Origin of the sequence: Rickettsia australis str. Phillips, assembly GCF_000273745.1 — a bacterium.
Taxonomy (GTDB): Bacteria; Pseudomonadota; Alphaproteobacteria; order Rickettsiales; family Rickettsiaceae; genus Rickettsia; species Rickettsia australis.
Window position 1 is genome coordinate 1 of sequence record NZ_AKVZ01000021.1, and the last position, 21,401, is coordinate 21,401.

Below are 21,401 nucleotides of genomic sequence, written 5' to 3' on the forward strand. Positions count from 1 at the left end.
AGCTCTAAATGCTGCTTCTGATCCTCACCTACAGGCACTATATCAGCTTTATATATCAATATATCCGCTGCCATAAGTACCGGATAAGCAAATAACCCAAGGCAAGCTTTTTCTTGATCGCTTCCTGCTTTATCTTTAAATTGCGTCATTCTCTTTAACCATCCAAGCGGTGTAACACAATTTAGTAGCCAAGCAAGCTCTGCATGCTCTTTCACCATACTTTGGGCAAAAATTGTTACTTTATCCGGGTTAAGCCCTGCTGCTAAATAAACAGCAAGAACCCCAATAATTGAATTATTAAGTTCTGATGACTTAATATCAACCGTGATAGCATGCAAATCTGCTAAGAAGAAAAAACAATTATATTCTTCCTGCATTTTAACCCAGTGTCTAATTGAACCTAAATAGTTACCGAGATGTAAAGAACCGGTAGCTTGCACACCGGAAAGAACAGTTTTTTTCATTATAATACCTTATTTATTTTACTCGCTATAAATTTATGTTATAAGTACCATTTGAATTAATAATTATTTAATAATTATGCTGTGGCGTTTAAGAATTTTATCATTTTACGGATTATTATCGTTATTTACATTTATTTTTTTTCTTGTATGTTACATACCCATAACATTTTTCAATGTCAACTATCAAATAAGATATAGAATTGCCATTATCTTTTCTTATGCTTTTGTGTGGCTTGCAAAAATTTGTTGCGGTTTAAAATATGAAGTAGAGGGACTTGAGAAATTACCGAAAACAATCTCAATAGTCGTGTCTAATCACCAATCCTTTTGGGATCAAATGTTTATGCAACTGATTATTCCTAAACATTCTTGGGTATTAAAGCGTGAATTATTTAATATACCCTTGCTTGGTTGGGGACTGCGGATGGTTAAACCTATTGCAGTTGACCGTGGTACTAATAGCTCGGTTGCTCAGATTTTAAGAGAAGGCCAGGAAAAAATAAAAGAAGGATTATGGTTGATAATATTTCCGGAATCAACCAAAGTCCCACCTGATAGAACGGTGAAATTTAAGCCGAGTGCCGTAAAACTTGCTTCAATTACTAAAGTGCCAATTGTAATGATGGCTCACAATGCCGGTTTATTTTGGCCTAGAGGTTTTTGGTTTAAGCAACCTGGAACTATAAAGGTAAAGATTATAGGTGTAATAGAAAAAGAAGAGGTAGAGCAAACAGACGTACGTATTCTAAATGATAAGGTTGAGCGAATAATTAATAGCGAAAAGCAAAAATTATTAAATTAATTTGGTTTATATAATAATTAGTATTATCATAACATGACCAATATATTACTATGGAGGTATTTATGGTAAGTACAGAATCGTTAAAATTAATTGCAGTTATCGATAGTAAGCAAATGATGCTTTACGACGCGTTTGGGATTAAAATTACTACTAATAAACCTTTAAAATTATCTTTGGATTTAGAGGAGCATCACCACCATAGAGAAAAAAGACAACGCCTTTACCAAAATAAATCTACACCGGCTTCGTTATTTGAGCCGCATACTTCGTTAAAAGATATAGAACATAAAGAAGCAGCAAGGAGCGTTATTAAACATCTAGAGAAAGTAACGGCTGCTAATCAAGCTAAATATAAGGAATTGATTATTGTAGCAGAACCGCAGATGCTTGGATGTGTTAGACAAGAACTTAAAAACGGTCTAAAAAAGATGGTTACTAAAGAAATCGCTAAGGATTTAGTACAACATAGTGCAGATGCAGTCGAACGAGCAGTATTTTCTTAGGTCATAATAAATAGCAAATTACTTTTGTAATTTGCTATGGACTTAAAAAAATCTGCATATGTTCCTGTGCGATATAAAATAATTGTATCTTTTTTATTTCATATATTAATAGCCAATCAGGTTCAATATGACATTCCCATTTTGGGTAATGGTTGCCTATGAGTTTATGAGGTCTATATTTTTGTGGTAAAGCAATATTGTTTACAAGCATATTCACTATTGCTTGTATTTTTTTATATTTTTGCCTCTTTTAACCAATTGTTTTAAATCGCGATTAAAAATTACAGTAGAGTGAATCTGTCTCATTTAGCGATGTCATCTAAAAATTTTTCAAATTGTTTAAATTATAGCTTTCAAATTCACCGTTTTCTGCTTGCTTAAATGATTCTAATGTTTCTTTATTAGGAATCTTAATATGTGGTTTGAAAGGCAAACCGCCGCTATTTATACATTGATTTAGGAAGATCCTCATGGCTTCCGACATAGTCATCCCCATTTGCTTAAATATTTCTTCTGCTTCTATCTTTATATCTGCTGACACACGTATTCTAATATCTACTGTATTCTCCATTCAGTTATTATTATCCGCTATTTTAGTATATATGGCGGCATGCGTCAATATAATCGATTATTTAGTGATAGTGTTTTAAAATATAAGAATAGTTGCACTAATAAGAAAAAGTGGTAAAATATCATATCGAACAAATTAAATATAATTATGCCACAAATTTATTTTAACGGTCCGGAAGGACGAATTGAAGGAAGATATGCAAAAGCTACCGCACCTAATGCCCCTATTGCATTAATTCTTCATCCTCATCCTTTATATGAGGGTAATATGAATAATAAAGTAGTTTATAATGCTTATAAAATTTTAGCAGATAACGGTTATACCGTCTTACGTATTAATTTTAGAGGAGTAGGGGGATCGCAAGGTAAATTTGATAATGGAGTCGGTGAAGTTGTTGATGCTGGTGCAGCTCTCGACTGGTTACAGCAGAATAACCCAAATGCTCATTCCAACCTGATATTAGGCTTTTCTTTCGGAGCGTGGATAGCTATGCAGCTTGTAATGAGACGTCCGGAAATAAATCATTTTATTGCTATCTCACCACCGGTTAATACAATTCATAAATATGATTTCTCATTCCTTTCACCTTGTCCTATTCCAGGGTTTATATTACAGGGAGATAATGATAGTATAGTATCGGCAGATGATGTAAAAGACCTAGCAAATAGATTATCTAAGCAACAATCCCATATTAAAGTTGATTATAAAATTATCAATGGGGCGGACCATTTCTTTCGTTATAAAACTGAAGAATTTTCTAAAGCAATAAATGATTATTTAATAACGATCCAATCTAATTATCATCACCATAATAACAATGTAAATGAAGCAATTAGTAAGAGCCAAAAGAAACTATTTTTATATTAGGTTTTATCTTATCCGTCATTGCGAGTAGGCGTTGCCCGGCGTGAATCAATTTCACCTTTGTCATCCCGTGGGGCTCATTTTATGTCATTCCCACGGAAAGTGGGCATCCAATAAAACCTATAAAAACTTGTTTTTTTAGGTTTGTTTTGCCAATATTGAGACTATTTTTTCTAGACTCCTGTGCTTGCGCAGGAATGACATGATACAACAACACCTATAATTCTAAATAAGCTTCTATTGCCAAAATTAATATTTCATCTTTTTTAGCATCTAACTCCCTAGTTAATTCTTCGTAAATTTGCCTATCTGATATAGAAGTAAAGTTTTTAAATAGCTGCACTAATTTTAAAGAGGGGATAATACGAAAAGCATCTTTTAATATTTTGGTCTTTTTATTAACATTAAGCTTATCATTTAAATTAAAGTAAAATTCTAGTAATTCATCGTTATAAAAATTTAAATCTATAGCCATTTCCAAATAATCTATAGCGTTAGCCGTATTATTACTTTCTACTTCTTGCTTTGCTGCTAATAAATAATACTCAGCAATTTCCGGCATAGAATCATGTTTATGAAATTTTGCGAGCTTGTTTGTTATAAAAATAAATTTCGTCCATAGAGAAAGTCTAGCATAACAACGCATTAAAGTAATTAAATTGTCACTATCAAGTGCATTTAAATTATAAGCCTTTGTTGCGTAATTTTCTGCTTTCTCATACAAAGATTTATCATAATAAAGTTTTGCTAGGTTTTTGCTACCGTAAAAAACAAATTCTTTAGATGTAATAAGTTTTTGCAAATAGGAAATTTTTCTATCTATATCCTCTTCAGTTACGGCTAAGATTAAATTATGGGATTCTTGCAAACCCTTTAAATCTTCAGAAGATAAATTTTTGCGAGCAATTGAAGCAGATTTAGCTTTATTATTCATAATATATTCGGCAAAAGCTAAAATTAAAGCATATCTCTCATGATTAATTTTTCGTTTATTAAAAATATTATGTATTGTAGACGGTAAATCGATAATTAATATTAAAAACCTAATTATAATAAAACAAGAAATTATTAATAAAAGCCATAAAATAAGACTAAAGAACAAGGTAATCTCAATATTATAATCATATACACTAATAAAAACTTTGGAATCAAAGCTCTCTATTAAAGTAAACCCGAAATAAAGCAGTAAAAAAGTAGCACATATTAATAATAACCTAAACATCTTTATTTACAAACTCCTGCATAAATTTTTCTGCATAAAGAAAATCGATTAGATAGTTTAATTTCTCTACAATTAGAGTTTTATCTTGTTCTTTTATCATCATAGCAGAAGGTTTTTTCTCAATTTTGATAAATTTCTCCAGCCACTTATGGTTGGTAGGAAAAATTACTTCCGTACTACTTGATTTAGAAAAAAGATACTTATTATTATATGCTTCTAGGTTATTTAAAATATTTCTTATATCTTGAGGCAGCAGGCGAGATTTTACTATTCTTAACTCCTTACTATAGTCTTTATCCTGCATGAAATTATATACTAACAGATTTACATTTAATAAGTAATTAATATAATCCACTGAATATGGTTTAATAGGAGCTTCTACATTATGATCCCGTAGCTTGACCGAGGAACCCGGTTCCGGTGCTTCAGGAAACTTTAAAGAACTTACGTAATTTAAAAGCGACTTAGTAGATAATAGATGGGCTACTTCCTTTTCTTCCAAGGTAGTATTTTCTTTATTTTCTACTGCTTGATCAGGAATTTGGCTTAAATCTTTATTTTCACTTTTAAACAATTTTAAAATATCGGCTCTATTATGATAAAAAGTAAAAGAAGATAATACAAATATTACTATTGCTATAAAAAAGATGTTTTTGCTTTTAAATAAACTATCGAATTTTTGCATTTTCAGATAATAACTTGATTATATAATTAGGGTTATGGTCATCACAATAAACCACATTTTTTATAAAAGGTCTAACTATATTTGCGACTTTCAAACTTATGGCTACAACTAAGCTATCTTGTAAGTATTCTAGTAAATTATTTTGAAGTAATAATCTTATAAAAGTCTTAGCACTATTCTGAGAATAAAGTAATATAAAATCAATATTTTTTTCTAACTCTTTTATAATAGATATGGGCAACTCATTCAAATATTCTACATTATAAATGATATGTCTAGCGATTTTATTAGGTAAATCTTTAGTAATTTCATTTGAAGATAAGTATATAGTCTGCTCATATAAATCAGGAGGAAAATGCTTAATCAAATCTTCCACGTTTTTAGCAGTATAAATTACTTTCTTGCCTAATAATCGTTTTGACTTACTACCTACTACCCAAATATCTTGTTTTAAGTTGTAACCGACTAAGATATTTGCTGAGTATTTACTAGTAATTATTATATTTGAGTAATTATCTAAAATATAAATATTAAAATCTAGAGCTTCATATTTAATTAAAGGACAATGAATATAACATAAATCTAAATTAGATTTACTTATTTCTTTTATAGTTTCATTATTTTCTTCAATATTTCTAGTTAATAAAACCGATTTCATACAAAATTTGTACTCCAATATAAAAAGCAACTGCCCAAATAATAATAGCAGCGATCTTATTAATTATAGTTAAAATCGTACTACTTTTATTTAGCTTTCTGATATTATAACCTGCAACTGCTAAAGAAAAAAACCATATCCAAGATATAAATATACAAGTTAAGGTAAACATAATTTTTGCAATACCGTTATACCTTAAAGCACTAGTACCTATTACTATAATCGTATCCATAATTGCATGCGGATTTAATATTGACACCGATATAGCACATAAAATTTGTTTTTTAGCTGAAAAAGCCCCGGAATTCATTGTAAGGTCAATAGGCGGCTGATTCCAAGTATTATATCCCATATAAATTAAGAAAATAAATCCAACAATAAATATAGATAATTTTAACCAAGAAATTTCAAGAATTAACAAAGATATCCCAAAAACTGCAATACATATAAGAATAGTATCACATATTGAGGCTGCAATGATGCTAGGTAAAGCCTTACTATACTTTGGCTGTTTTGCTCCTTGATTAAATATAAAAATATTCTGTACTCCAAGCGGCACTATTAAACCAAGAGCTAAAACAATACCATGTAAAAAAGCACTTAATATATCATTCATTATTGTAATTTAGTTTTTATCTTTAATAATATTAATAAAGACGGGATAGTAATAATTGTAGTAAATAAAAAGAAATTTTGCCAACCGAAATTTACTATCATATAGCCTGAAATTATAGGAAAAATTGAGCGTGAAATTCCCATCATCGATGAAAGACAAGAATATTGAGTAGCTCGAAATTTACCTTGGCATAGCGAAGAAATAAAAGCTATATAAGCAGTCATCGTCATACCACCGGTAATACTTTCTATTCCTATCGTGATAAATAATAATAAAGAATTTTTACCGTTTATTTCAAGAAAAATAAATAAAATATGTCCTAAAGCATGAATAATCCCAAATAAAAATATACTATTTAATATATTTTTATGTTTCATAATAAAGCCGCCGAGTAGTCCGCCGATTATAGCTCCTACAACACCCCAAAACTTTCCAACACTTGCTATTTCAAAAGCATCATACTCAAGATGAAGCAAAAACGGATTAATCATAACATTGATTAAATTATCCGGTAATCGATATAATACTAGGAAAATTAATATAAGAATAATGAAGTATGCGAGGCTGATGTCATTCCCGCGGAAGCGGGAATCCAGAAAGATCTTTAAGAAATTAGAATAATAACGTTTTATAAAAAATTCATGCTTATTTTGGTTGTTTTCTGGATTCCCGCTTCCACAGGAATGACATATTTTTTCTTCAACGAGACCAAAAGAATTAGTATATCTAGCAGCTACAATCAATAAAATTAAATAAATACATACTAAGCCGGCAAAGATTTTATATATTTCATTAAATGTAAAATAAATAGATAAATAAATAGCTCCGGAACCGGCTAAAAGCATACCGACCCGATAACCGAATATATATATTCCTGAAGTAAACCCCAGCGATTCTTTAGGTACTATTTCTGTTCTTAAAGCACTTAATATAGTATCTTGGGCAGCACTAAAAAAAGAAATAATTAAAGCCGTAAAGGTAAATAATACTAGATTAGTACGAGGATCTAGAAAGCTGAAAATATATATAAGAAATATTAACGCAGTACTAGTTAAGCAAATCCAAGATAATCTATGACCAAATTTTTTGTTTAAATATTTAATTTGCACTGCATCAAAAATCGGTGCTAACAAGAAATTAATAGAGTAGGGAAGCGTTATGAATGATAATATACCAATTGTTTGCAGTGCTATATCTTCTTTAGCAAGCCAATAATTTAAAGTATTACCGGTAATCATTAGATTAAAACCGCTAATAAGTCCAAACAACCAAATAATACATAAACGAGAGTTATTTAACATGAATTTTATATATGCCTGTAGCTATACAACAATGTGATTATTCTGTTTATTTGCAGCATGTAATGTAATTATGTTATTTTAATTTCTCAATTTCTGCTTTTTTTAAACCTGTAAAGTTTATAATCTTATTTATAGGCTCTTTTATAGATAGCATCTTTTTAGCTATAATAATTTTCTCTTTATTTTTCTACCTTCTTCAATACTTTCGTGTTTCCAGCTATGAGCTAAGCTATTCATAAATTTTCCTCCTACTTCAGGGTTTAAATGTGATTTAGGCATTTTTTCTATTTCTATTTTATCATTTTCCTTAATCTTATTCAAGGTGTAGGACAAAATTAGCTCTATATAATTATACCAATATTAACTTTAATAAATTCAGGTAAAAGATCAGCTACTTCTTGCCATCTCTTTAATAAATCTCGTTCGTGAATATGTTTTAAAAAAACTGCAAGATTCCAGACCAAGCTTTTGCTTTTAATTTTTCATCAAATCACCGTCATTGCGAGGAGTTACCGATAAGCATGAACTATGGAAGACAAATCAGGACAAGTTAGATAAAATGACAAAATACTACTGGCGATATAGAGAAATAACACCTTGGAGTAGTATAAATTAATTATTTTAATTGACTTTAGCACTTAAGAGATTTAAAAGTTAACTTTAATATGTAAGGTTACAATAAAAATGTTACCGCCTAAAATTTTCTTTGAAAAAGTTAAAGAAATAATTTGGCCTATAGAAAGGAAAGAATTAAAGCTATTTATACCTATGGCTTTAATGATGTTATGTATCCTTTTTAATTTTGGGGCTTTAAGATCTATCAAAGATAGTTTAGTAGTACCTTCTATGGGGGCTGAAATTATTAGTTTCTTAAAATTATGGTTAGTATTACCCTCCTGCGTAATTTTTACTGTACTTTATGTTAAGCTTAGTAATAAATTAAATTTTGAATATATTTTCTACATTATAGTCGGCAGTTTTTTACTGTTTTTCTTATTATTTGCCTATATTATTTATCCCAATCAAGATATTTATCATCCTAACGATGAAATGATAAATAATTTAATTGCTTCATACCCTAATTTTAAATGGTTCATTAAAATAGGTAGTAAATGGAGTTATGCATTGATGTATATTTTCTCGGAATTATGGAGTGCAGTAGTCATAAACTTAATGTTTTGGCAGTTTGCCAATCACATTTTTGATACTTCTAAAGCTAAAAGATTCTATCCAGTTCTTGGAATGGTCGGCAATATCGGTCTTATAATAGCAGGCAGCGTACTTGTCTTGTTCTCAAGTGGGCAAGATGTCATTGATTCAGAATTATTATCAGATTCTTTTAATTCATCTGCCAGAAATGCTATAATGCTTCAGCCAATCATATCAATTATTGCTACTGCAGGAATAATGGCTATGCTTCTATTTAGAATAATAAATAGATTTATTTTAACAGACTCTATAAATGTTTTAGATACAAAAAAAGTTACGGCTAAAACGAAAACAAAACTTTCGGTAATTGAAAGTATCAAATTAGTAATTCACTCAAAATATATAGGTCGTATTGCTTTACTAATAATTTGTTATGGGTTATTAATAAATATAGTCGAAGGACCTTGGAAAGCAAAAATAAAAGAATTATACCCAAACACTATAGACTATGTTAACTTTATGGGCAGGTTTAATATTTGGATGGGGATATCATGCGTTACCTTCATGATAATAGGCAGCAATATTCTTAGAAGACTCGGTTGGTTTATTGCTGCATTATTAACCCCTATTATGTTGTCTATTACCGGCTTGATGTTTTTTATCTTTATAATTTTTATTGAAGAAATAGGAGCATGTTTCGGTGATTTTAATCTTCTATATGCAGCGATTATTGTTGGAGCAATTCAGAACATACTTAGTAAATCGTCTAAATATTCATTATTCGATTCAACAAAAGAAATGGCGTATATCCCATTATCTTTAGAGCTTAGAACTAAGGGAAAAGCTGCCGTAGAGGTAATAGGTACTAAATTCGGTAAATCGCTTGGAGCATTTATCCAGTCTTTGATATTTATTATTATTCCGACTACTACCTTTGATTCTATTATAATATATTTATTGGTAATTTTTATAGTTATAATGAGTTTATGGATTTGGAACGTTATAAAATTGAATAAGGAATATATAGAGCTGTGTAAGTAGAAGATATATGTCATTCCTGCAAAAGGGCTTTGTGTTGCAGGGCAGCTATGTCATTCCCGCGTAGGCGGGAATTCAGCACTTTAAAACTTTTTAAAATCTCGCTTTATCCTAGATTCTCGCCTACACGCGGAAATGACATCGAGTAGGTTTTTCGATCCATGCGGACAACGCCTAACAAGGCTTTCGCAGGGATGACATACATATAAAATACCTAAAGAAATGAAAAAAATTCTTAAAATAATATTATTTATAACTATCTTTATTATATTCGCATATAGTGGTCTGTGGTTTACTATTATATTCTCTTTATCACACTCTATAAATCAAAAATATGCCGATACTAACCTTAATATAGAAGAGGCTGATAATAATCCTAATCAGCAATACCTTATTAAATTCTCTAAAGTTCAGCCCTATGGTTTTCCTTTTAAATGGGGTATCTCAGTAGTTAATTGGCAAGAAGAGAGTATTAATAGAGCAATTGAATTTACTACACCGATACATATTGGTTATGATTTACTTAAGCAGAAATTATTTATAAATTTTTCCGGAGAAGCATTAGGACAATTTAAGCCAGTTCAAAGAGGCTTTGGAGTAAGATTTTATAATGAGAACTGTATATTGTCAACAAAAATACCGTTAAATTTTAAATTATTTGAAATAATACGATCAAAAAAAGATTTATTTGAAATTATAAATTTAATAGAAAATATTGAGTTTACTTCCAGTAAAACAAAAATTTTTGACTTAGTCGATAATCAAAAATTATATGAAGAAGATCATACTATGCTTACTATGTTATTTGACAAAAGTAAGTATTATACAAGTAAACAAGATTTCCTTGATAATATACCGCAAAAATTAGAAATTTATTATGAAACCGAAATAGTAAAAAGTAACCTTGAAGATAGAATAATACCTGCCGGCTTATTATTATATAGACCAGCTTGGAATAATAACTTCAAATTTTCCGGTAATTTCTTGATTAGTACTAGTAGTTTGCATTTTAAAGATATTGCTAAAGATTTAACAATTGAAGTGACTAATGCAAAAATCAATAGTAATAACTTTGAAAATAATATTAATTTATTATATAAAGGTAAGTTAAACGATTTCGGCAATAATAATATTGATCTTTTGGTAGATTCGCAATTTAAGCTAAAACCTGGTTTTATAATAGGTTCTTTAGAATTTATAAAGAAATATTACGATAGGCAAACCTATCTGTTTAAACTTTCCGATAATAATCTATATAAAGATTTTAATAATGAACTAAGCTATATTTTAAATAAAAATAAACAGTTTAGTATTTTTGAAGATAGGCAATATAATTTTAATTTAAATATTAATTTAGTTACTGAATTAAATAAATTAACTAGAGCACAGATAAATGCTTTAAGTCTATATTCAAACGCATCAGGATTTAATATAACAAATGAAACTATAGTAAATGCTCTTAAAGATTCTTACAGTAAAGGTACAATAGTAATTAATGATTACTCTAAAATAATAGATGTTTTAAGTCTATATGTATATGGGGTAGGTGATTTTAAAAACTTATCCAACGAGAGCAAAGAAGTATACGGAGATGCTCTAAAATCATTTTTAAAAGCTATTTCCGATCACCCGAATTCATCTAATTTAATTGACGCTAGCATTGAGTATGAGTTTGATTTATCCGATTTAAACAAAGCTAAAATAGGTACTATAGATGATATAAATAAACTTATACCTTTATATTATTTATCTTTATACCAAGCAGCAGTAAAGAAAGTGAAACCCGGAGAAAACGTAAAAGAAAAGATTATAGAGTTAATTCCGAGTGTTAATCAAAAAATATTAGAGGAATGTATGTTGCCTGAGATTGTTACCCCGTGACTTGATCACAGATTCTATTAGTACTTACAGGCCTCTAGCAATTCAAAAAATACCATGAATATTATAGTAAAAATACAGCAAGATTTAAAAGATGAAGTAACTAAGTTAAACAATTTAAACATTAGCTGTTTAAAAAGTGATGAAGAGTTAATAGAAAAGGTCGGTAAATATTTACTAGAGGCAGGCGGTAAAAGAATTCGTCCGCTTTTAACTATAATAACCGCTAAAATGTTTGATTATAAAGGCGATAATCATATAAAGCTCGCAAGCGCCGTTGAATTCATTCACACCGCTACATTGCTTCATGATGATGTGGTAGACGACAGCACTTTAAGAAGATTCAAACCTACGGCTAACGTTATTTGGGGAAGTAAAACAAGTATTTTAGTCGGTGATTTCCTATTTAGTCAGTCTTTTAAGTTAATGGTAGCTTCCGGCTCTATTAAAGCTATGAATGTTCTAGCTAAAGCTTCAGCAATTATTTCCGAAGGGGAGGTAATACAGTTAGTTAAGCTAAATGAGCGACGTATTATAACTATAGAAGAGTATCACCAAATAGTTAAGTCTAAAACTGCTGAGTTATTTGGTGCTTCTTGTGAAGTTGGAGCTATTATAGCAGAGCAGGTAGACCATATTTCTAAAGATATGCGGTACTTTGGGAAATTACTCGGAACGATATTTCAGGTTATAGATGATCTACTTGATTATTTGGGTAATGATAAACAGGTAGGCAAAAATATCGGCGATGATTTCTTAGAAGGAAAAGTTACGTTACCGCTGATTTTTTTATATAATACGCTAGAGCAAGATAAGCATCTTTGGCTTGAAAATATAATTAAATGCGATAAGCGTACTAATGATGAGTTTATGCAAATACGTGACTTAATGGTAAAGTATGAAATCTACAATGAAACAATTAATTATTTGAGTAACTTAGAAAATGAAATAAATAAATTATTAAATAAAATTCCGGTTCAGAATATTTATAAAGATTATTTGTTTTCGATTATTAGATTTATTTTAGATCGTTCTTATTAATATCGTTCTTATTTGCATTCGTAGCTCAGCTGGATAGAGCATTGCCCTCCGAAGGCAAAGGTCGTTGGTTCAAATCCAATCGAATGCACCATTAAATGTAACGCAATTATCATTTATTTTCCATAATATAGATTATAGAACAATTATTGTACTAATGCTTCTTTACTAAAATCTTTCATAGTATTTCATTAGCTGTGGCTGTAGCTTGAAGTATTTGAACGGGTTTTTCAAAACCGTTTGTTATAGGACCTAAGTAGAAATAGCCGCTGAATTTAAACCAGGCATAATTAATACATGACCTAAGTAGAAATAGCCGCTGAATTTAAACCAGGCATAATTAATACATTTGCAGATCCTGATAATCTACAAAATTTATATATTTGAATGTTTCATTTGATGAATATTTTGTGGATTGGGTAATTGCACATTGACGAATGGCTGGGACGGGAGGATTCGAACCTCCGAATGACGATACCAAAAACCGTTGCCTTACCACTTGGCGACGTCCCAATGTATAAAAAATGTATGTATGTATAGACTTTATACCAATAAATAGCGAGAACGTCAATTACAATAATGATTGTAACAATAAATTTATTTCATTGTTAAGCCAACCACTCGCTTGCGGAGATAATAAATCATAAATTTTAGCTCTAATTTTGTTATAATATTCCTTAATATAATTTATTTCATCAATATTAAGTAGTTTTGTATCAATCAATTTACTATCATAAGGTACTAGGCTTAAGGTTTCAAATTCAAGCCATCCGCTATTTTCTTTTACATACATTAAATTTTCTATTCTAATTCCGTATTTTCCAGGAATATAAAAACCAGGTTCGTTAGATAGAATCATACCTTTTTGAAGTACGGTTCTATTACGAAGATTTATGCTTTGGGGTCCTTCATGAACACTCAAGAAACTACCTACTCCATGCCCTGTACCGTGTGGATAATCTAGCATTTCTTGCCATAAATATTGCCGAGCTAATATATCAAGATTAGCTCCTGCGATGATATTTTTTGGGAATTTGGCGTTAGCTAAAGCAATATGTCCTTTAAGTACTTGCGTATAACGCTTTTTCTGCTCATCAGTCGGCGTACCTATCATGATTGTCCTTGTTATATCGGTAGTAGCACCACTATATTGACCGCCGGAATCTATCAGTAATATCCCCTGCCCTATAATTCTTTTAGCATTTTCCAGAACAGCTCTATAATGAATAATGGCACTATTCTCCTGAAATCCGCAAATAGCAGGAAAACTATCCGAAACATACCCCTCTTGTTTAGCTCGATACTCTGTAAGTTTTAAACCGAGGGAATACTCGTTCAATTCGTCATTCTCATTATCCCATATGTCATTCCCGCAAAAGTTGGAATCCATATTATGTTTTTCTGGATTCCCGTTTTCACGGAGATGACATTGAGAAAAATCAGCAAAAAACTCACATAAAGCTACTGCATCTTTAATATGAAAATCGATTGCATGCTTAATTTCTACATCGTTCTTACAAGCTTTAAGCGTTAAGCATGGATCGGTAATTTTTTGTACTTTTTTATCAGCTATTAAGTCCATTATATGAACAGAGGCTATAGTATCATCAATAAAAATATTGTCATGACCCTTTAAAATATTTTCAAATTCTTCTTCCGGTAAAATTGTTATTTCAGGACGTGCATTAATAATTGCGACATCAATTCTTATGAGATCAATAAATAGATATAATTTTGTAGACGTAACGATTACTTTTGCAAACATTAAAGGTGTATAAGCAACGTCACTAGCCCGCAAATTTAGTAACCAACATATGGAGGAGCTGTCGAGAATGATTAGAGCATATTGCTCATTATAATTACTGGATCCTGCGGTCAAGCCGCAGGATGACAATAAGGTTTTACGGCATTTATTTATTTTATCATTATGACTAACACCCGCAAATTTAATATCATGTAAATAAACTTTAGAGTTTGGCTCTGATGGCTGATTATGCCAAATTTTATCAACTAAATTTCCGTTAATCTTCTGAAAATTGAGCTTTAAATTTGATATAGCTGGACAAGTAAATAATTGAGGATCATATCCTATTTTGGTATCTTTATTTAAGGTTGTGGATATATCTTTTAAGTCAAAGATCTTAAAAAGCTCTAAATCCAGCTCTTTATTTGCTTGCTCTAAATAACGCCCGTCAGTAAAGAATAATGCTGTATCTTTACATATAATAACTATACCGTTTGAACCGGTAAAACCTGTTATATATTCAAGCCTTTTGGCATACTCAGGTACATATTCGCTCATATATTTATCGTTAGACGGAATTATATAACTGTCTATATCATATGCTGTGAATAAGCTTCTAAGTAGATTAATGCGGGTTTTTGTCATATTCACTACCTGTCATACCGCGACTTGATTGCGGTATCTAAAAAAATACTCAATGGATACCGTGGTCAAGCCACGGTATGACATAGGCTACAATTTAGTTCTATTCCTTCCTCTATACCACCCATAATATAAAGGAATACCTGCTATAGTGAAAGAACAAGCTATAATTAGAGTTTTAACAGGTGTTTCATAGATAACCCATGCACAAAAGATAATCGATATTAGGGCTATAAGTAAATAATAATAAGAAAAATTTTCTTTTGAACTAAGAATTACCTTTAAGAAAGCTAAGCTACAAATTAAATAAACAAACAAAAATGCTATTACCGAAAAATCTATTATTTGTGTAATCTGCTCGGCAAAATTATCATTTGACGTAAAGACTAATAATGGCACAATGCCAAGGCAGCTTACAATAATTCCGTAAGTTGGGGCGTTATTGCTATTTTTCTTAGCAAAAAATTTCGGCAATAACCCGTCTTCTGCAAGTCCTAGAGCAATCTGTCCGCTAGTCAGCACCCAAGCGTTGAGCGTACCTATACATATAATCGAGGCTATAATTGCAATTACGCTTGACCATTTACCACCGAACAATAATGCAGCGGCATCGGCATAAGGAGCTTTAGAATTAATAAGTTCAGAAGCAGAGATTAATCCCATTATACCTATACTATTAATAATATATAACACCGCTACGCAAAAAGTGCCAACTATTATGGCTCTTGGAATAGTCTTTGCCGGATCTTTTACCGCTCCTGCCGTAGTAGTTGCACACTCTACCCCAATAAATCCCCAAAAAGTAAGCAGTGCAACTCTTCCCATAATAGTCGGAATACTTAAATTCTCTACTTCCTTAGCAATAACTATATTATCTATATTAAAATGAGATAATGCCGCTAAACCTACTACAAGCAGCGGAACAAATTTTAAGAGAGTTAAATAAAACTCTGCTTTTCCTGCTACTTCAGGACCTTTTAAATTTAAAATTGTAATAGCAGTTAATAATATTATCTGTAATATTAAATCCAAAATCGCTTGTGATTGAAAAAAAGGCGTTAGATAACCTATCGCCGAAATGACAACTATACTTGTACTGACAAAGGATATAACCCAGTAAGTGAAACCGGTGAAGAAAGCTATTTTATCCCCAAAACTCTCTCGTACATAAACATGAGGACCGCCTGTTTTAGGAAATTTTGCACATAAGAATGAGAATACAAGGGCTATACTCATAGCACCGAATAATGAAAGTACCCAGCCCCAAACGCTATATATACCGAACGGCGCTAAACTTAGCGGTAATATAAAAACACTAGTACCAATTTGACTGCCGGTTACTAATGCAAAAACCGCCCAGAAACCTAATTTTTGCGACATAATAATTTGATTAAAGAAATAGCTTTAAAATAGCTGAAATAATGATTTTTAGCAATAGTATTGATAGCTTTTTTAAGCTATCAAAAATAATCTTAGGAGTTAATATACCAAATCACACCGCTAAAGTTTATACAGTGAAATCAGAAGTCACTTTATCACATATTGCTACAAAAAATGGGCTAACAGTTAAGCAATTGTTAACTATCCCAAGTAATAAAAAATTTAAAGCTAATATCCTGATAAGATTTATCCAGGGAATAAAGTAAACGGTACTTCTGTTCAGAATAGCGATCCTAAATAGCAAGTAGGCTGAGAGATTTCATTATTCTCTGCGATAATAGAGAAAGGAACTCCTTGATTATTAAAATTTAAGATTTCCTCCAACGCCGGCATTTTTTTATCAGAATCGCTGAAATTTAAAACATATTCAGCAAATTCTAAATTCTTGTTCAATCTCTACCCCATTTATTTGATCCAGGTCATGTATTTTATTACCTTGAATTATTTGTAAGCTTTCAATTTTAGGTGAAGGATAAGAGAATATTTTATTATAATCCAGTTAAACATATTTTAAATTATATTAAGTGTTACACGTTAAAGGATTTGCTACAACACGCTTTTTATGGATGTACCGTAATTGCTAGAATAGTGATGTTATCTTTGTTTGATACATAATGCCAAAAAATTCTATAAGCAGCAGGAATATTATTTTCAGCATAAGCTTCAAATATTTCTTCTCCGTTATTTCCTTTAATAGATTTATGCTGAAATTTTCTATAAATTTGACTTGTCCTTTAGCAAAGCCTTTAATACCGTTATTTAACTGTTTAAAGCCTTGTTGTTATTAAATAGCCAACTTTCTTTTAAAGGTATTCCCGTATAAGGGTCTAAAATAATTTGTCCTTTTTTACTATTAACATTTAGCTAATTTACCAAGCGTTATTGTTTCTTTTATACCAAGTTTTAATATACATGCTTGTACCATATAAATTACTTTTCTTGCATTCTAGAATATAGAATAACATATGGTGGGTAATTAATCAAGTGGGATTATCACACACTAAAAGATCTGCCACAGCCGCAACCTGCTTTTTCGTTAGGATTGGTGAAAGTGAATTGGGATTTGAATTTAGTCTCTACATAGTCTATTTCAGAACCTAGAATATACATTAACGCTTTTGGATCGATTAGTATCCGTACACCCTTGTCTTCAACTACTTCATCGAATTGATTTTTACTATCGGCATATTCAACGTAATAAATCTGACCGGCACAACCGCCTGACTTAACCCCTATCCTAACACCAAAGGTAGGCTTAGCTCGTTTTTCTATTAGCAATTTTACTTGCTTTGCAGCAGAATCGGTTAATGAAATAACATTGTTCATGTTTTAAGAGTCTTTTTTGCTTTCTTTTTTCTGTTTGTAATCAGCAATAGCTGCTTTTATTGCATCTTCAGCAAGTAGTGAGCAATGTAATTTTACCGGCGGGAGCGATAATTCTCTTGCTATCTCAGTATTTTTAATTTCTCCAGCATCATTTATCGATCTTCCTTTAACCCATTCCGTTACTAAAGAACTTGAAGCAATAGCTGAACCGCAGCCGAATGTTTTAAATTTAGCATCTGTAATAATCCCATCATCATCAACTTCGATTTGTAACTTCATCACGTCACCACAAGCAGGAGCTCCAACTAGTCCCGTTCCGACGTTTTTTTTCTCTTTATCAAGTGACCCGACATTACGAGGATTTTCATAATGATCTATCACTTTTTTGCTATAAGCCATTGTTATTCTCTAAAATTTATTTTCAATTTTGTCATTCCACATAGTGTTATGTCATTCCCGCTTTCGCGGGCATGACATACGGTTCATGGGAGACCACGGGATGACATTAATATTCTCAATGTACAGCCCATTTAATCTTTTTCAAATCAATCCCTTCTTGCATCATTTCCCAAAGAGGGCTTAATTCCCTTAATTTATCGATTTTTGAGCATATTAAATTTACTGCGTAATCAATTTCTTGCTCGGTAGTAAATCTACCTATGCCGAACCTAATCGAAGCATGGGCAAGCTCTTCACCTATTCCCATGGAACGTAAAACATATGACGGCTCTAAAGAGGCAGAAGTACAAGCAGAACCGGAAGAAACCGCTAAATCTTTAATGGCAAGGATAATTGATTCTCCTTCTACTCCAGCAAAGCTTAGATTTAGATTGCTTTTATATCTTGAATCTTTATCGCCATTTAAATAAACTTTCGAAATTCGACTATGTATATTATTTAAAAATCTGTCGAATAAGTAATTTACATGCTTAGTATCTTTTTCCATCTCACTATACGCTATTTCAGCAGCCATGCCAAGCCCTACGATTAAAGGAGTAGGTAGCGTACCCGAACGCATACCTCTCTCCTGTCCACCACCGTTTATGAGCGGCGTAACACGCACTCGAGGTTTTTTCCTTACATATAAGGCACCTATTCCTTTCGGACCGTAAATTTTATGCCCTGAGATACTGGCAAGATCAATATTAAATTCGTTAACGTCAATTGGAATTTTACCAAAACCTTGAGCAATATCGGAATGAAAGAAAACACCTCTTTCACGGCAAATTTTCCCAATTTCCTTTAAAGGCTGAACAACACCTATTTCATTATTAACCGCCATAACTGAAACTAACATAGTCTGATCGGTAATGGCATTTTTTAGAGTTTCTAAATCGATTATTCCATTTGGCTTAATCGGTAAGTATGTGATTTTTATTCCTTCTTGCTCTAAATGCCTGCAAGCATCAAGTACGCATTTATGCTCACTGACTACGGTAATAATATGATTTTTCTTATTGCCGTAAAATTTTGCTATTCCCTTTATTGCAAGGTTGTTAGACTCAGTTGCACCAGAGGTAAAAATAATTTCTTTAGTATCTGCTCCTATTAACCTTGCTACTCTACTCCTTGCCTCTTCAACAGCGTGTTCTGCTTCCCATCCGAAAGAATGGCTACGTGAATGAGGATTCCCGAACTTGGTAGTAAAATATGGCAACATTGCCTCCATTACTCTTGGATCTAGTGGCGTTGTTGCCTGATAATCCATATATATAGGCAAGGTTAAATTGTTTAATTGTTGGTTCATATGGTTTATTAAATTAATTTTTTGTATACAAAGCCTAAAAATAGACGAAGTGTAATTTGGAAAAGGGTAAGGCGTTTCATATTTTTTGACCGCAGCATGCATACTAATATGTGAGGATCAAAAAATATTAAACACCAACGCCAATTTTTCAAATTAAACGAGTACATTATACACTTCCTCAAAAGCTTTGATAAAAGCCTTTATATCACTTACCGTATTAGTATGGCTCAAAGATACTCTAATAGAGGATTTTGCCTCTTCTTCCCCTACACCCATATTGTTTAATACGTGTGATTTAGATATTTTTCCTGATGAGCAAGCAGAGCCGGAACTTATGCAAATATTACGTAAATCAAACCCAATTAATTTCACTTGTGCATCTGTATTTTGTACAGTAAATAAAGTAGTATTAGGCAATCTTGCAATATTATTACTAACAATATTTACATTAGGATATTTTTTTAATTTTCTCTCTAAATCTTCTTGTAAGCTTTTGATTTTTATATATTTTGCTGAGATATCTTTTGTTATTAACTCAGCTGCCAAACCAAGTCCTGCAATAGCTAAAACATTTTCTGTACCTGATCTTATTCCTTTCTCTTGTCCTCCTCCTATAATCATAGGAGTAACTTGAAAGTTAGAGTTAGAGAGTAAAGCAGCACCACCATGCCCCCCTCCTATTTTATGCCCTGAAATTGTCGCAAAATCTAATCCCAACTCTTTGATATTTATAGATATTCTGCCAAAACTTTGTACTAAATCACTATGAAATTTCGCATCATATTTTTTAGCTATTTCACTTATTGTGGTTATATCTTGCAGCACCCCGCTCTCGTTATTAGCCATCATTACGGAAACTAGTTTTTTAGCAGCGTTACTTTGAGCTAATAACTCTTCTAGATGTTCTAAATCAACCAAACCTTGATTGTTAACTCTTACAATTTTAATATTTGGAGCATGTTTTATATGGTTATAGATCGATAAATGTTCAATAGCTGAAATAAAAATATCGCCGTCATAAAAATTGTTCATTATTAAATTATTACTTTCAGTTCCCGATGACGTAAAAGTAATGTTATATTCTCTAGATGATAAAGTTATACCAAGAGCCGCAACTAATTGAAAACGTGCTTCTTCTATAATATTCCTAGCAAATACACCTGATCTATGTATTGACGAAGGGTTAAGCTCTTTATCCATCAAACTGATTATATATTCTTTTACCTTGGGATCGATAAAGGTGGTTGCATTATGATCTAGGTATATCATATATTTATATTTAAGTTTAGAGTATCTTTAATGGAGATATTTTCAAAATAATCTCTAATATGTTTACCAAGACCTTTCCATAATTTATGCGAATTACATTTTACTGTGTCAGGTACACAAGTTTTAACCGATTTCTTATAGCAGGTAGTCATTATAAAATTTTCGTTAACAGCATCCATAATATCGGAAATTTTTATTTCTTCTAGGTTACCTATTAAAACATATCCACCTTTCGAGCCTCTAATAGCCTTAACTAGATCAGCTTTTTTAAGTTTAGAAAATATCTGCTCTAAATAGTTAAGCGATATATTTTGTTTTACGGAAATTTCATTCAAAGTGACCGGTTCAACACTTGATTTTGTAGCCATTTCAAGTATTGCCATTACGGCATATCTTCCTTTCGTCGTCAGCATCATATAACCAACCTATTAAAACTTAAAATTG

23 protein-coding genes, 2 tRNA genes and 4 pseudogenes are annotated in these 21,401 nt (G+C 31.3%); 8 read left to right on the top strand and 21 right to left on the bottom strand.

The annotated features are described in order from the left end of the window. The coding region (gene trpS, locus A452_RS0103540) for a tryptophan--tRNA ligase (protein WP_017208552.1) at positions 1-464 on the bottom strand (464 nt) is incomplete at its 3' end. A 76-nt stretch (positions 465-540) separates the two neighbouring features. On the opposite strand from trpS, the gene A452_RS0103545 reads away from it, so the two are divergent. Both A452_RS0103545 and A452_RS0103550 read left to right on the top strand, forming a co-directional pair. Then, a complete protein-coding gene (locus A452_RS0103545; RefSeq protein ID WP_014412665.1) occupies positions 541-1,266 on the top strand; it encodes a lysophospholipid acyltransferase family protein in 726 nt (241 codons plus the stop codon). A 62-nt stretch (positions 1,267-1,328) separates the two neighbouring features. Further along, positions 1,329-1,769, top strand: a complete 441-nt coding sequence (locus A452_RS0103550; protein ID WP_014412664.1) for a host attachment protein — start codon at positions 1,329-1,331, stop codon at positions 1,767-1,769. A gap of 34 nt (positions 1,770-1,803) precedes the next feature. On the opposite strand, the gene A452_RS11550 is transcribed toward A452_RS0103550, so the two are convergent. Both A452_RS11550 and A452_RS0103560 read right to left on the bottom strand, forming a co-directional pair. Beyond that, on the bottom strand, positions 1,804-1,980 hold the full coding sequence (locus tag A452_RS11550; RefSeq protein WP_014412663.1) for a type II toxin-antitoxin system mRNA interferase toxin, RelE/StbE family: 177 nt from the start codon (positions 1,978-1,980) through the stop codon (positions 1,804-1,806). A gap of 108 nt (positions 1,981-2,088) precedes the next feature. Next, positions 2,089-2,340: a type II toxin-antitoxin system RelB/DinJ family antitoxin gene (locus A452_RS0103560; protein ID WP_014412662.1), complete on the bottom strand. Its 252-nt coding sequence runs from the start codon at positions 2,338-2,340 to the stop codon at positions 2,089-2,091. A gap of 147 nt (positions 2,341-2,487) precedes the next feature. Between A452_RS0103560 and A452_RS0103565 the strand changes: the two genes are divergently transcribed. Then, on the top strand, positions 2,488-3,207 hold the full coding sequence (locus A452_RS0103565) for an alpha/beta hydrolase (RefSeq protein ID WP_014412661.1): 720 nt from the start codon (positions 2,488-2,490) through the stop codon (positions 3,205-3,207). Between the two features lie 214 nt (positions 3,208-3,421). On the opposite strand, the gene A452_RS0103575 is transcribed toward A452_RS0103565, so the two are convergent. The 8 genes and pseudogenes from A452_RS0103575 to A452_RS12540 all read right to left on the bottom strand — a co-directional run bounded on the left by A452_RS0103575 (position 3,422) and on the right by A452_RS12540 (position 8,150). After that, a complete protein-coding gene (locus A452_RS0103575; RefSeq protein WP_014412660.1) occupies positions 3,422-4,426 on the bottom strand; it encodes a tetratricopeptide repeat protein in 1,005 nt (334 codons plus the stop codon). Further along, positions 4,419-4,784, bottom strand: a pseudogene (locus tag A452_RS12970) (hypothetical protein); the annotation flags it as partial. The pseudogene A452_RS12970 and the gene A452_RS0103575, both read right to left, overlap by 8 nt. Before the next feature lie 63 nt (positions 4,785-4,847). Next, positions 4,848-5,111 (bottom strand): annotated as a pseudogene (locus tag A452_RS12975) (hypothetical protein); the annotation flags it as partial. Next, positions 5,095-5,769: a uroporphyrinogen-III synthase gene (locus A452_RS0103585; RefSeq protein ID WP_014412658.1), complete on the bottom strand. Its 675-nt coding sequence runs from the start codon at positions 5,767-5,769 to the stop codon at positions 5,095-5,097. The gene A452_RS0103585 and the pseudogene A452_RS12975, both read right to left, overlap by 17 nt. After that, complete coding sequence (locus A452_RS0103590) at positions 5,747-6,388, bottom strand: LysE/ArgO family amino acid transporter (protein ID WP_025999564.1); 642 nt, start codon at positions 6,386-6,388, stop codon at positions 5,747-5,749. Before A452_RS0103590 ends, A452_RS0103585 begins: the two co-directional genes overlap by 23 nt. Beyond that, positions 6,385-7,686, bottom strand: a complete 1,302-nt coding sequence (locus A452_RS0103595; RefSeq protein WP_014412656.1) for an AmpG family muropeptide MFS transporter — start codon at positions 7,684-7,686, stop codon at positions 6,385-6,387. Before A452_RS0103595 ends, A452_RS0103590 begins: the two co-directional genes overlap by 4 nt. 162 nt (positions 7,687-7,848) lie before the next feature. Then, positions 7,849-8,007 (bottom strand): hypothetical protein, encoded by a 159-nt coding sequence (locus A452_RS12980; RefSeq protein WP_014412655.1) that lies wholly within the window; start codon positions 8,005-8,007, stop codon positions 7,849-7,851. 20 nt (positions 8,008-8,027) lie between these two features. Further along, positions 8,028-8,150 (bottom strand): hypothetical protein, encoded by a 123-nt coding sequence (locus A452_RS12540; RefSeq protein WP_014412654.1) that lies wholly within the window; start codon positions 8,148-8,150, stop codon positions 8,028-8,030. Between the two features lie 47 nt (positions 8,151-8,197). Between A452_RS12540 and A452_RS12810 the strand changes: the two are divergent. The 5 genes and pseudogenes from A452_RS12810 to A452_RS0103630 form a co-directional block, all read left to right on the top strand. Next, positions 8,198-8,302 (top strand): annotated as a pseudogene (locus A452_RS12810) (lipopolysaccharide 1,2-glucosyltransferase); the annotation flags it as partial. A 68-nt stretch (positions 8,303-8,370) separates the two neighbouring features. Further along, positions 8,371-9,876: a nucleotide exchange transporter Tlc3 gene (gene tlc3 / locus A452_RS0103615; protein WP_014412653.1), complete on the top strand. Its 1,506-nt coding sequence runs from the start codon at positions 8,371-8,373 to the stop codon at positions 9,874-9,876. Between the two features lie 219 nt (positions 9,877-10,095). Continuing rightward, complete coding sequence (locus tag A452_RS0103620; RefSeq protein ID WP_014412652.1) at positions 10,096-11,754, top strand: hypothetical protein; 1,659 nt, start codon at positions 10,096-10,098, stop codon at positions 11,752-11,754. A 54-nt stretch (positions 11,755-11,808) separates the two neighbouring features. Next, positions 11,809-12,792 carry a polyprenyl synthetase family protein gene (locus A452_RS0103625; RefSeq protein ID WP_014412651.1) on the top strand — a complete coding sequence of 328 codons (984 nt, stop codon included), beginning with the start codon at positions 11,809-11,811 and terminating at the stop codon, positions 12,790-12,792. A gap of 14 nt (positions 12,793-12,806) precedes the next feature. Beyond that, a tRNA-Arg gene (locus A452_RS0103630) sits at positions 12,807-12,883 on the top strand. Positions 12,884-12,967: 84 nt separating this feature from the next. On the opposite strand, the pseudogene A452_RS09660 reads toward A452_RS0103630, so the two are convergent. The 10 genes and pseudogenes from A452_RS09660 to A452_RS0103680 all read right to left on the bottom strand — a co-directional run. Beyond that, positions 12,968-13,175, bottom strand: a pseudogene (locus A452_RS09660) (phosphate acyltransferase); the annotation flags it as partial. 52 nt (positions 13,176-13,227) lie between these two features. Next, positions 13,228-13,302: transfer RNA gene (locus A452_RS0103635), tRNA-Gln, on the bottom strand. A 58-nt stretch (positions 13,303-13,360) separates the two neighbouring features. Beyond that, entirely contained in the window at positions 13,361-15,178 is a 1,818-nt protein-coding gene (locus tag A452_RS0103640) for an aminopeptidase P family protein (RefSeq protein ID WP_014412650.1), read from the bottom strand. An 87-nt stretch (positions 15,179-15,265) separates the two neighbouring features. Next, on the bottom strand, positions 15,266-16,555 hold the full coding sequence (locus A452_RS0103645) for an APC family permease (protein ID WP_014412649.1): 1,290 nt from the start codon (positions 16,553-16,555) through the stop codon (positions 15,266-15,268). A gap of 279 nt (positions 16,556-16,834) precedes the next feature. Further along, positions 16,835-17,008, bottom strand: a complete 174-nt coding sequence (locus tag A452_RS10815) for a hypothetical protein (RefSeq protein ID WP_017208556.1) — start codon at positions 17,006-17,008, stop codon at positions 16,835-16,837. Positions 17,009-17,608: 600 nt separating this feature from the next. Continuing rightward, the gene (locus A452_RS0103660; RefSeq protein WP_014412647.1) at positions 17,609-17,941 is read right to left on the bottom strand and encodes a HesB/IscA family protein; all 333 of its coding nucleotides are present in this window, start codon (positions 17,939-17,941) and stop codon (positions 17,609-17,611) included. Positions 17,942-17,944: 3 nt separating this feature from the next. Continuing rightward, on the bottom strand, positions 17,945-18,340 hold the full coding sequence (gene iscU, locus A452_RS0103665; protein WP_014412646.1) for a Fe-S cluster assembly scaffold IscU: 396 nt from the start codon (positions 18,338-18,340) through the stop codon (positions 17,945-17,947). Between the two features lie 115 nt (positions 18,341-18,455). Continuing rightward, positions 18,456-19,688 (bottom strand): IscS subfamily cysteine desulfurase, encoded by a 1,233-nt coding sequence (locus A452_RS0103670; RefSeq protein ID WP_014412645.1) that lies wholly within the window; start codon positions 19,686-19,688, stop codon positions 18,456-18,458. 153 nt (positions 19,689-19,841) lie between these two features. Next, positions 19,842-20,957, bottom strand: coding sequence for a cysteine desulfurase family protein (locus A452_RS0103675; protein WP_014412644.1), 1,116 nt, complete (start codon positions 20,955-20,957; stop codon positions 19,842-19,844). Further along, positions 20,954-21,373, bottom strand: coding sequence for a Fe-S cluster assembly transcription factor (locus A452_RS0103680; protein WP_014412643.1), 420 nt, complete (start codon positions 21,371-21,373; stop codon positions 20,954-20,956). Before A452_RS0103680 ends, A452_RS0103675 begins: the two co-directional genes overlap by 4 nt. Positions 21,374-21,401 lie beyond the last annotated feature (28 nt).

What these genes read in the sequence shown, in the direction of transcription:
- A452_RS0103670 (WP_014412645.1), bottom strand. Translation starts at nt 19,688, where the DNA reads ATGAACCAACAATTAAACAATTTAACCTTGCCTATATATATGGATTAT.
- A452_RS0103575 (WP_014412660.1), bottom strand. Translation starts at nt 4,426, where the DNA reads ATGTTTAGGTTATTATTAATATGTGCTACTTTTTTACTGCTTTATTTC.
- A452_RS0103675 (WP_014412644.1), bottom strand. Translation starts at nt 20,957, where the DNA reads ATGATATACCTAGATCATAATGCAACCACCTTTATCGATCCCAAGGTA.
- tlc3 (WP_014412653.1), top strand. Translation starts at nt 8,371, where the DNA reads ATGTTACCGCCTAAAATTTTCTTTGAAAAAGTTAAAGAAATAATTTGG.
- A452_RS0103595 (WP_014412656.1), bottom strand. Translation starts at nt 7,686, where the DNA reads ATGTTAAATAACTCTCGTTTATGTATTATTTGGTTGTTTGGACTTATT.
- A452_RS0103645 (WP_014412649.1), bottom strand. Translation starts at nt 16,555, where the DNA reads ATGTCGCAAAAATTAGGTTTCTGGGCGGTTTTTGCATTAGTAACCGGC.
- A452_RS11550 (WP_014412663.1), bottom strand. Translation starts at nt 1,980, where the DNA reads ATGCTTGTAAACAATATTGCTTTACCACAAAAATATAGACCTCATAAA.
- A452_RS0103640 (WP_014412650.1), bottom strand. Translation starts at nt 15,178, where the DNA reads ATGACAAAAACCCGCATTAATCTACTTAGAAGCTTATTCACAGCATAT.
- A452_RS0103560 (WP_014412662.1), bottom strand. Translation starts at nt 2,340, where the DNA reads ATGGAGAATACAGTAGATATTAGAATACGTGTGTCAGCAGATATAAAG.
- A452_RS0103660 (WP_014412647.1), bottom strand. Translation starts at nt 17,941, where the DNA reads ATGAACAATGTTATTTCATTAACCGATTCTGCTGCAAAGCAAGTAAAA.
- A452_RS0103565 (WP_014412661.1), top strand. Translation starts at nt 2,488, where the DNA reads ATGCCACAAATTTATTTTAACGGTCCGGAAGGACGAATTGAAGGAAGA.
- A452_RS0103550 (WP_014412664.1), top strand. Translation starts at nt 1,329, where the DNA reads ATGGTAAGTACAGAATCGTTAAAATTAATTGCAGTTATCGATAGTAAG.
- A452_RS0103620 (WP_014412652.1), top strand. Translation starts at nt 10,096, where the DNA reads ATGAAAAAAATTCTTAAAATAATATTATTTATAACTATCTTTATTATA.
- A452_RS0103545 (WP_014412665.1), top strand. Translation starts at nt 541, where the DNA reads ATGCTGTGGCGTTTAAGAATTTTATCATTTTACGGATTATTATCGTTA.
- A452_RS0103680 (WP_014412643.1), bottom strand. Translation starts at nt 21,373, where the DNA reads ATGATGCTGACGACGAAAGGAAGATATGCCGTAATGGCAATACTTGAA.
- A452_RS0103585 (WP_014412658.1), bottom strand. Translation starts at nt 5,769, where the DNA reads ATGAAATCGGTTTTATTAACTAGAAATATTGAAGAAAATAATGAAACT.
- A452_RS0103625 (WP_014412651.1), top strand. Translation starts at nt 11,809, where the DNA reads ATGAATATTATAGTAAAAATACAGCAAGATTTAAAAGATGAAGTAACT.
- iscU (WP_014412646.1), bottom strand. Translation starts at nt 18,340, where the DNA reads ATGGCTTATAGCAAAAAAGTGATAGATCATTATGAAAATCCTCGTAAT.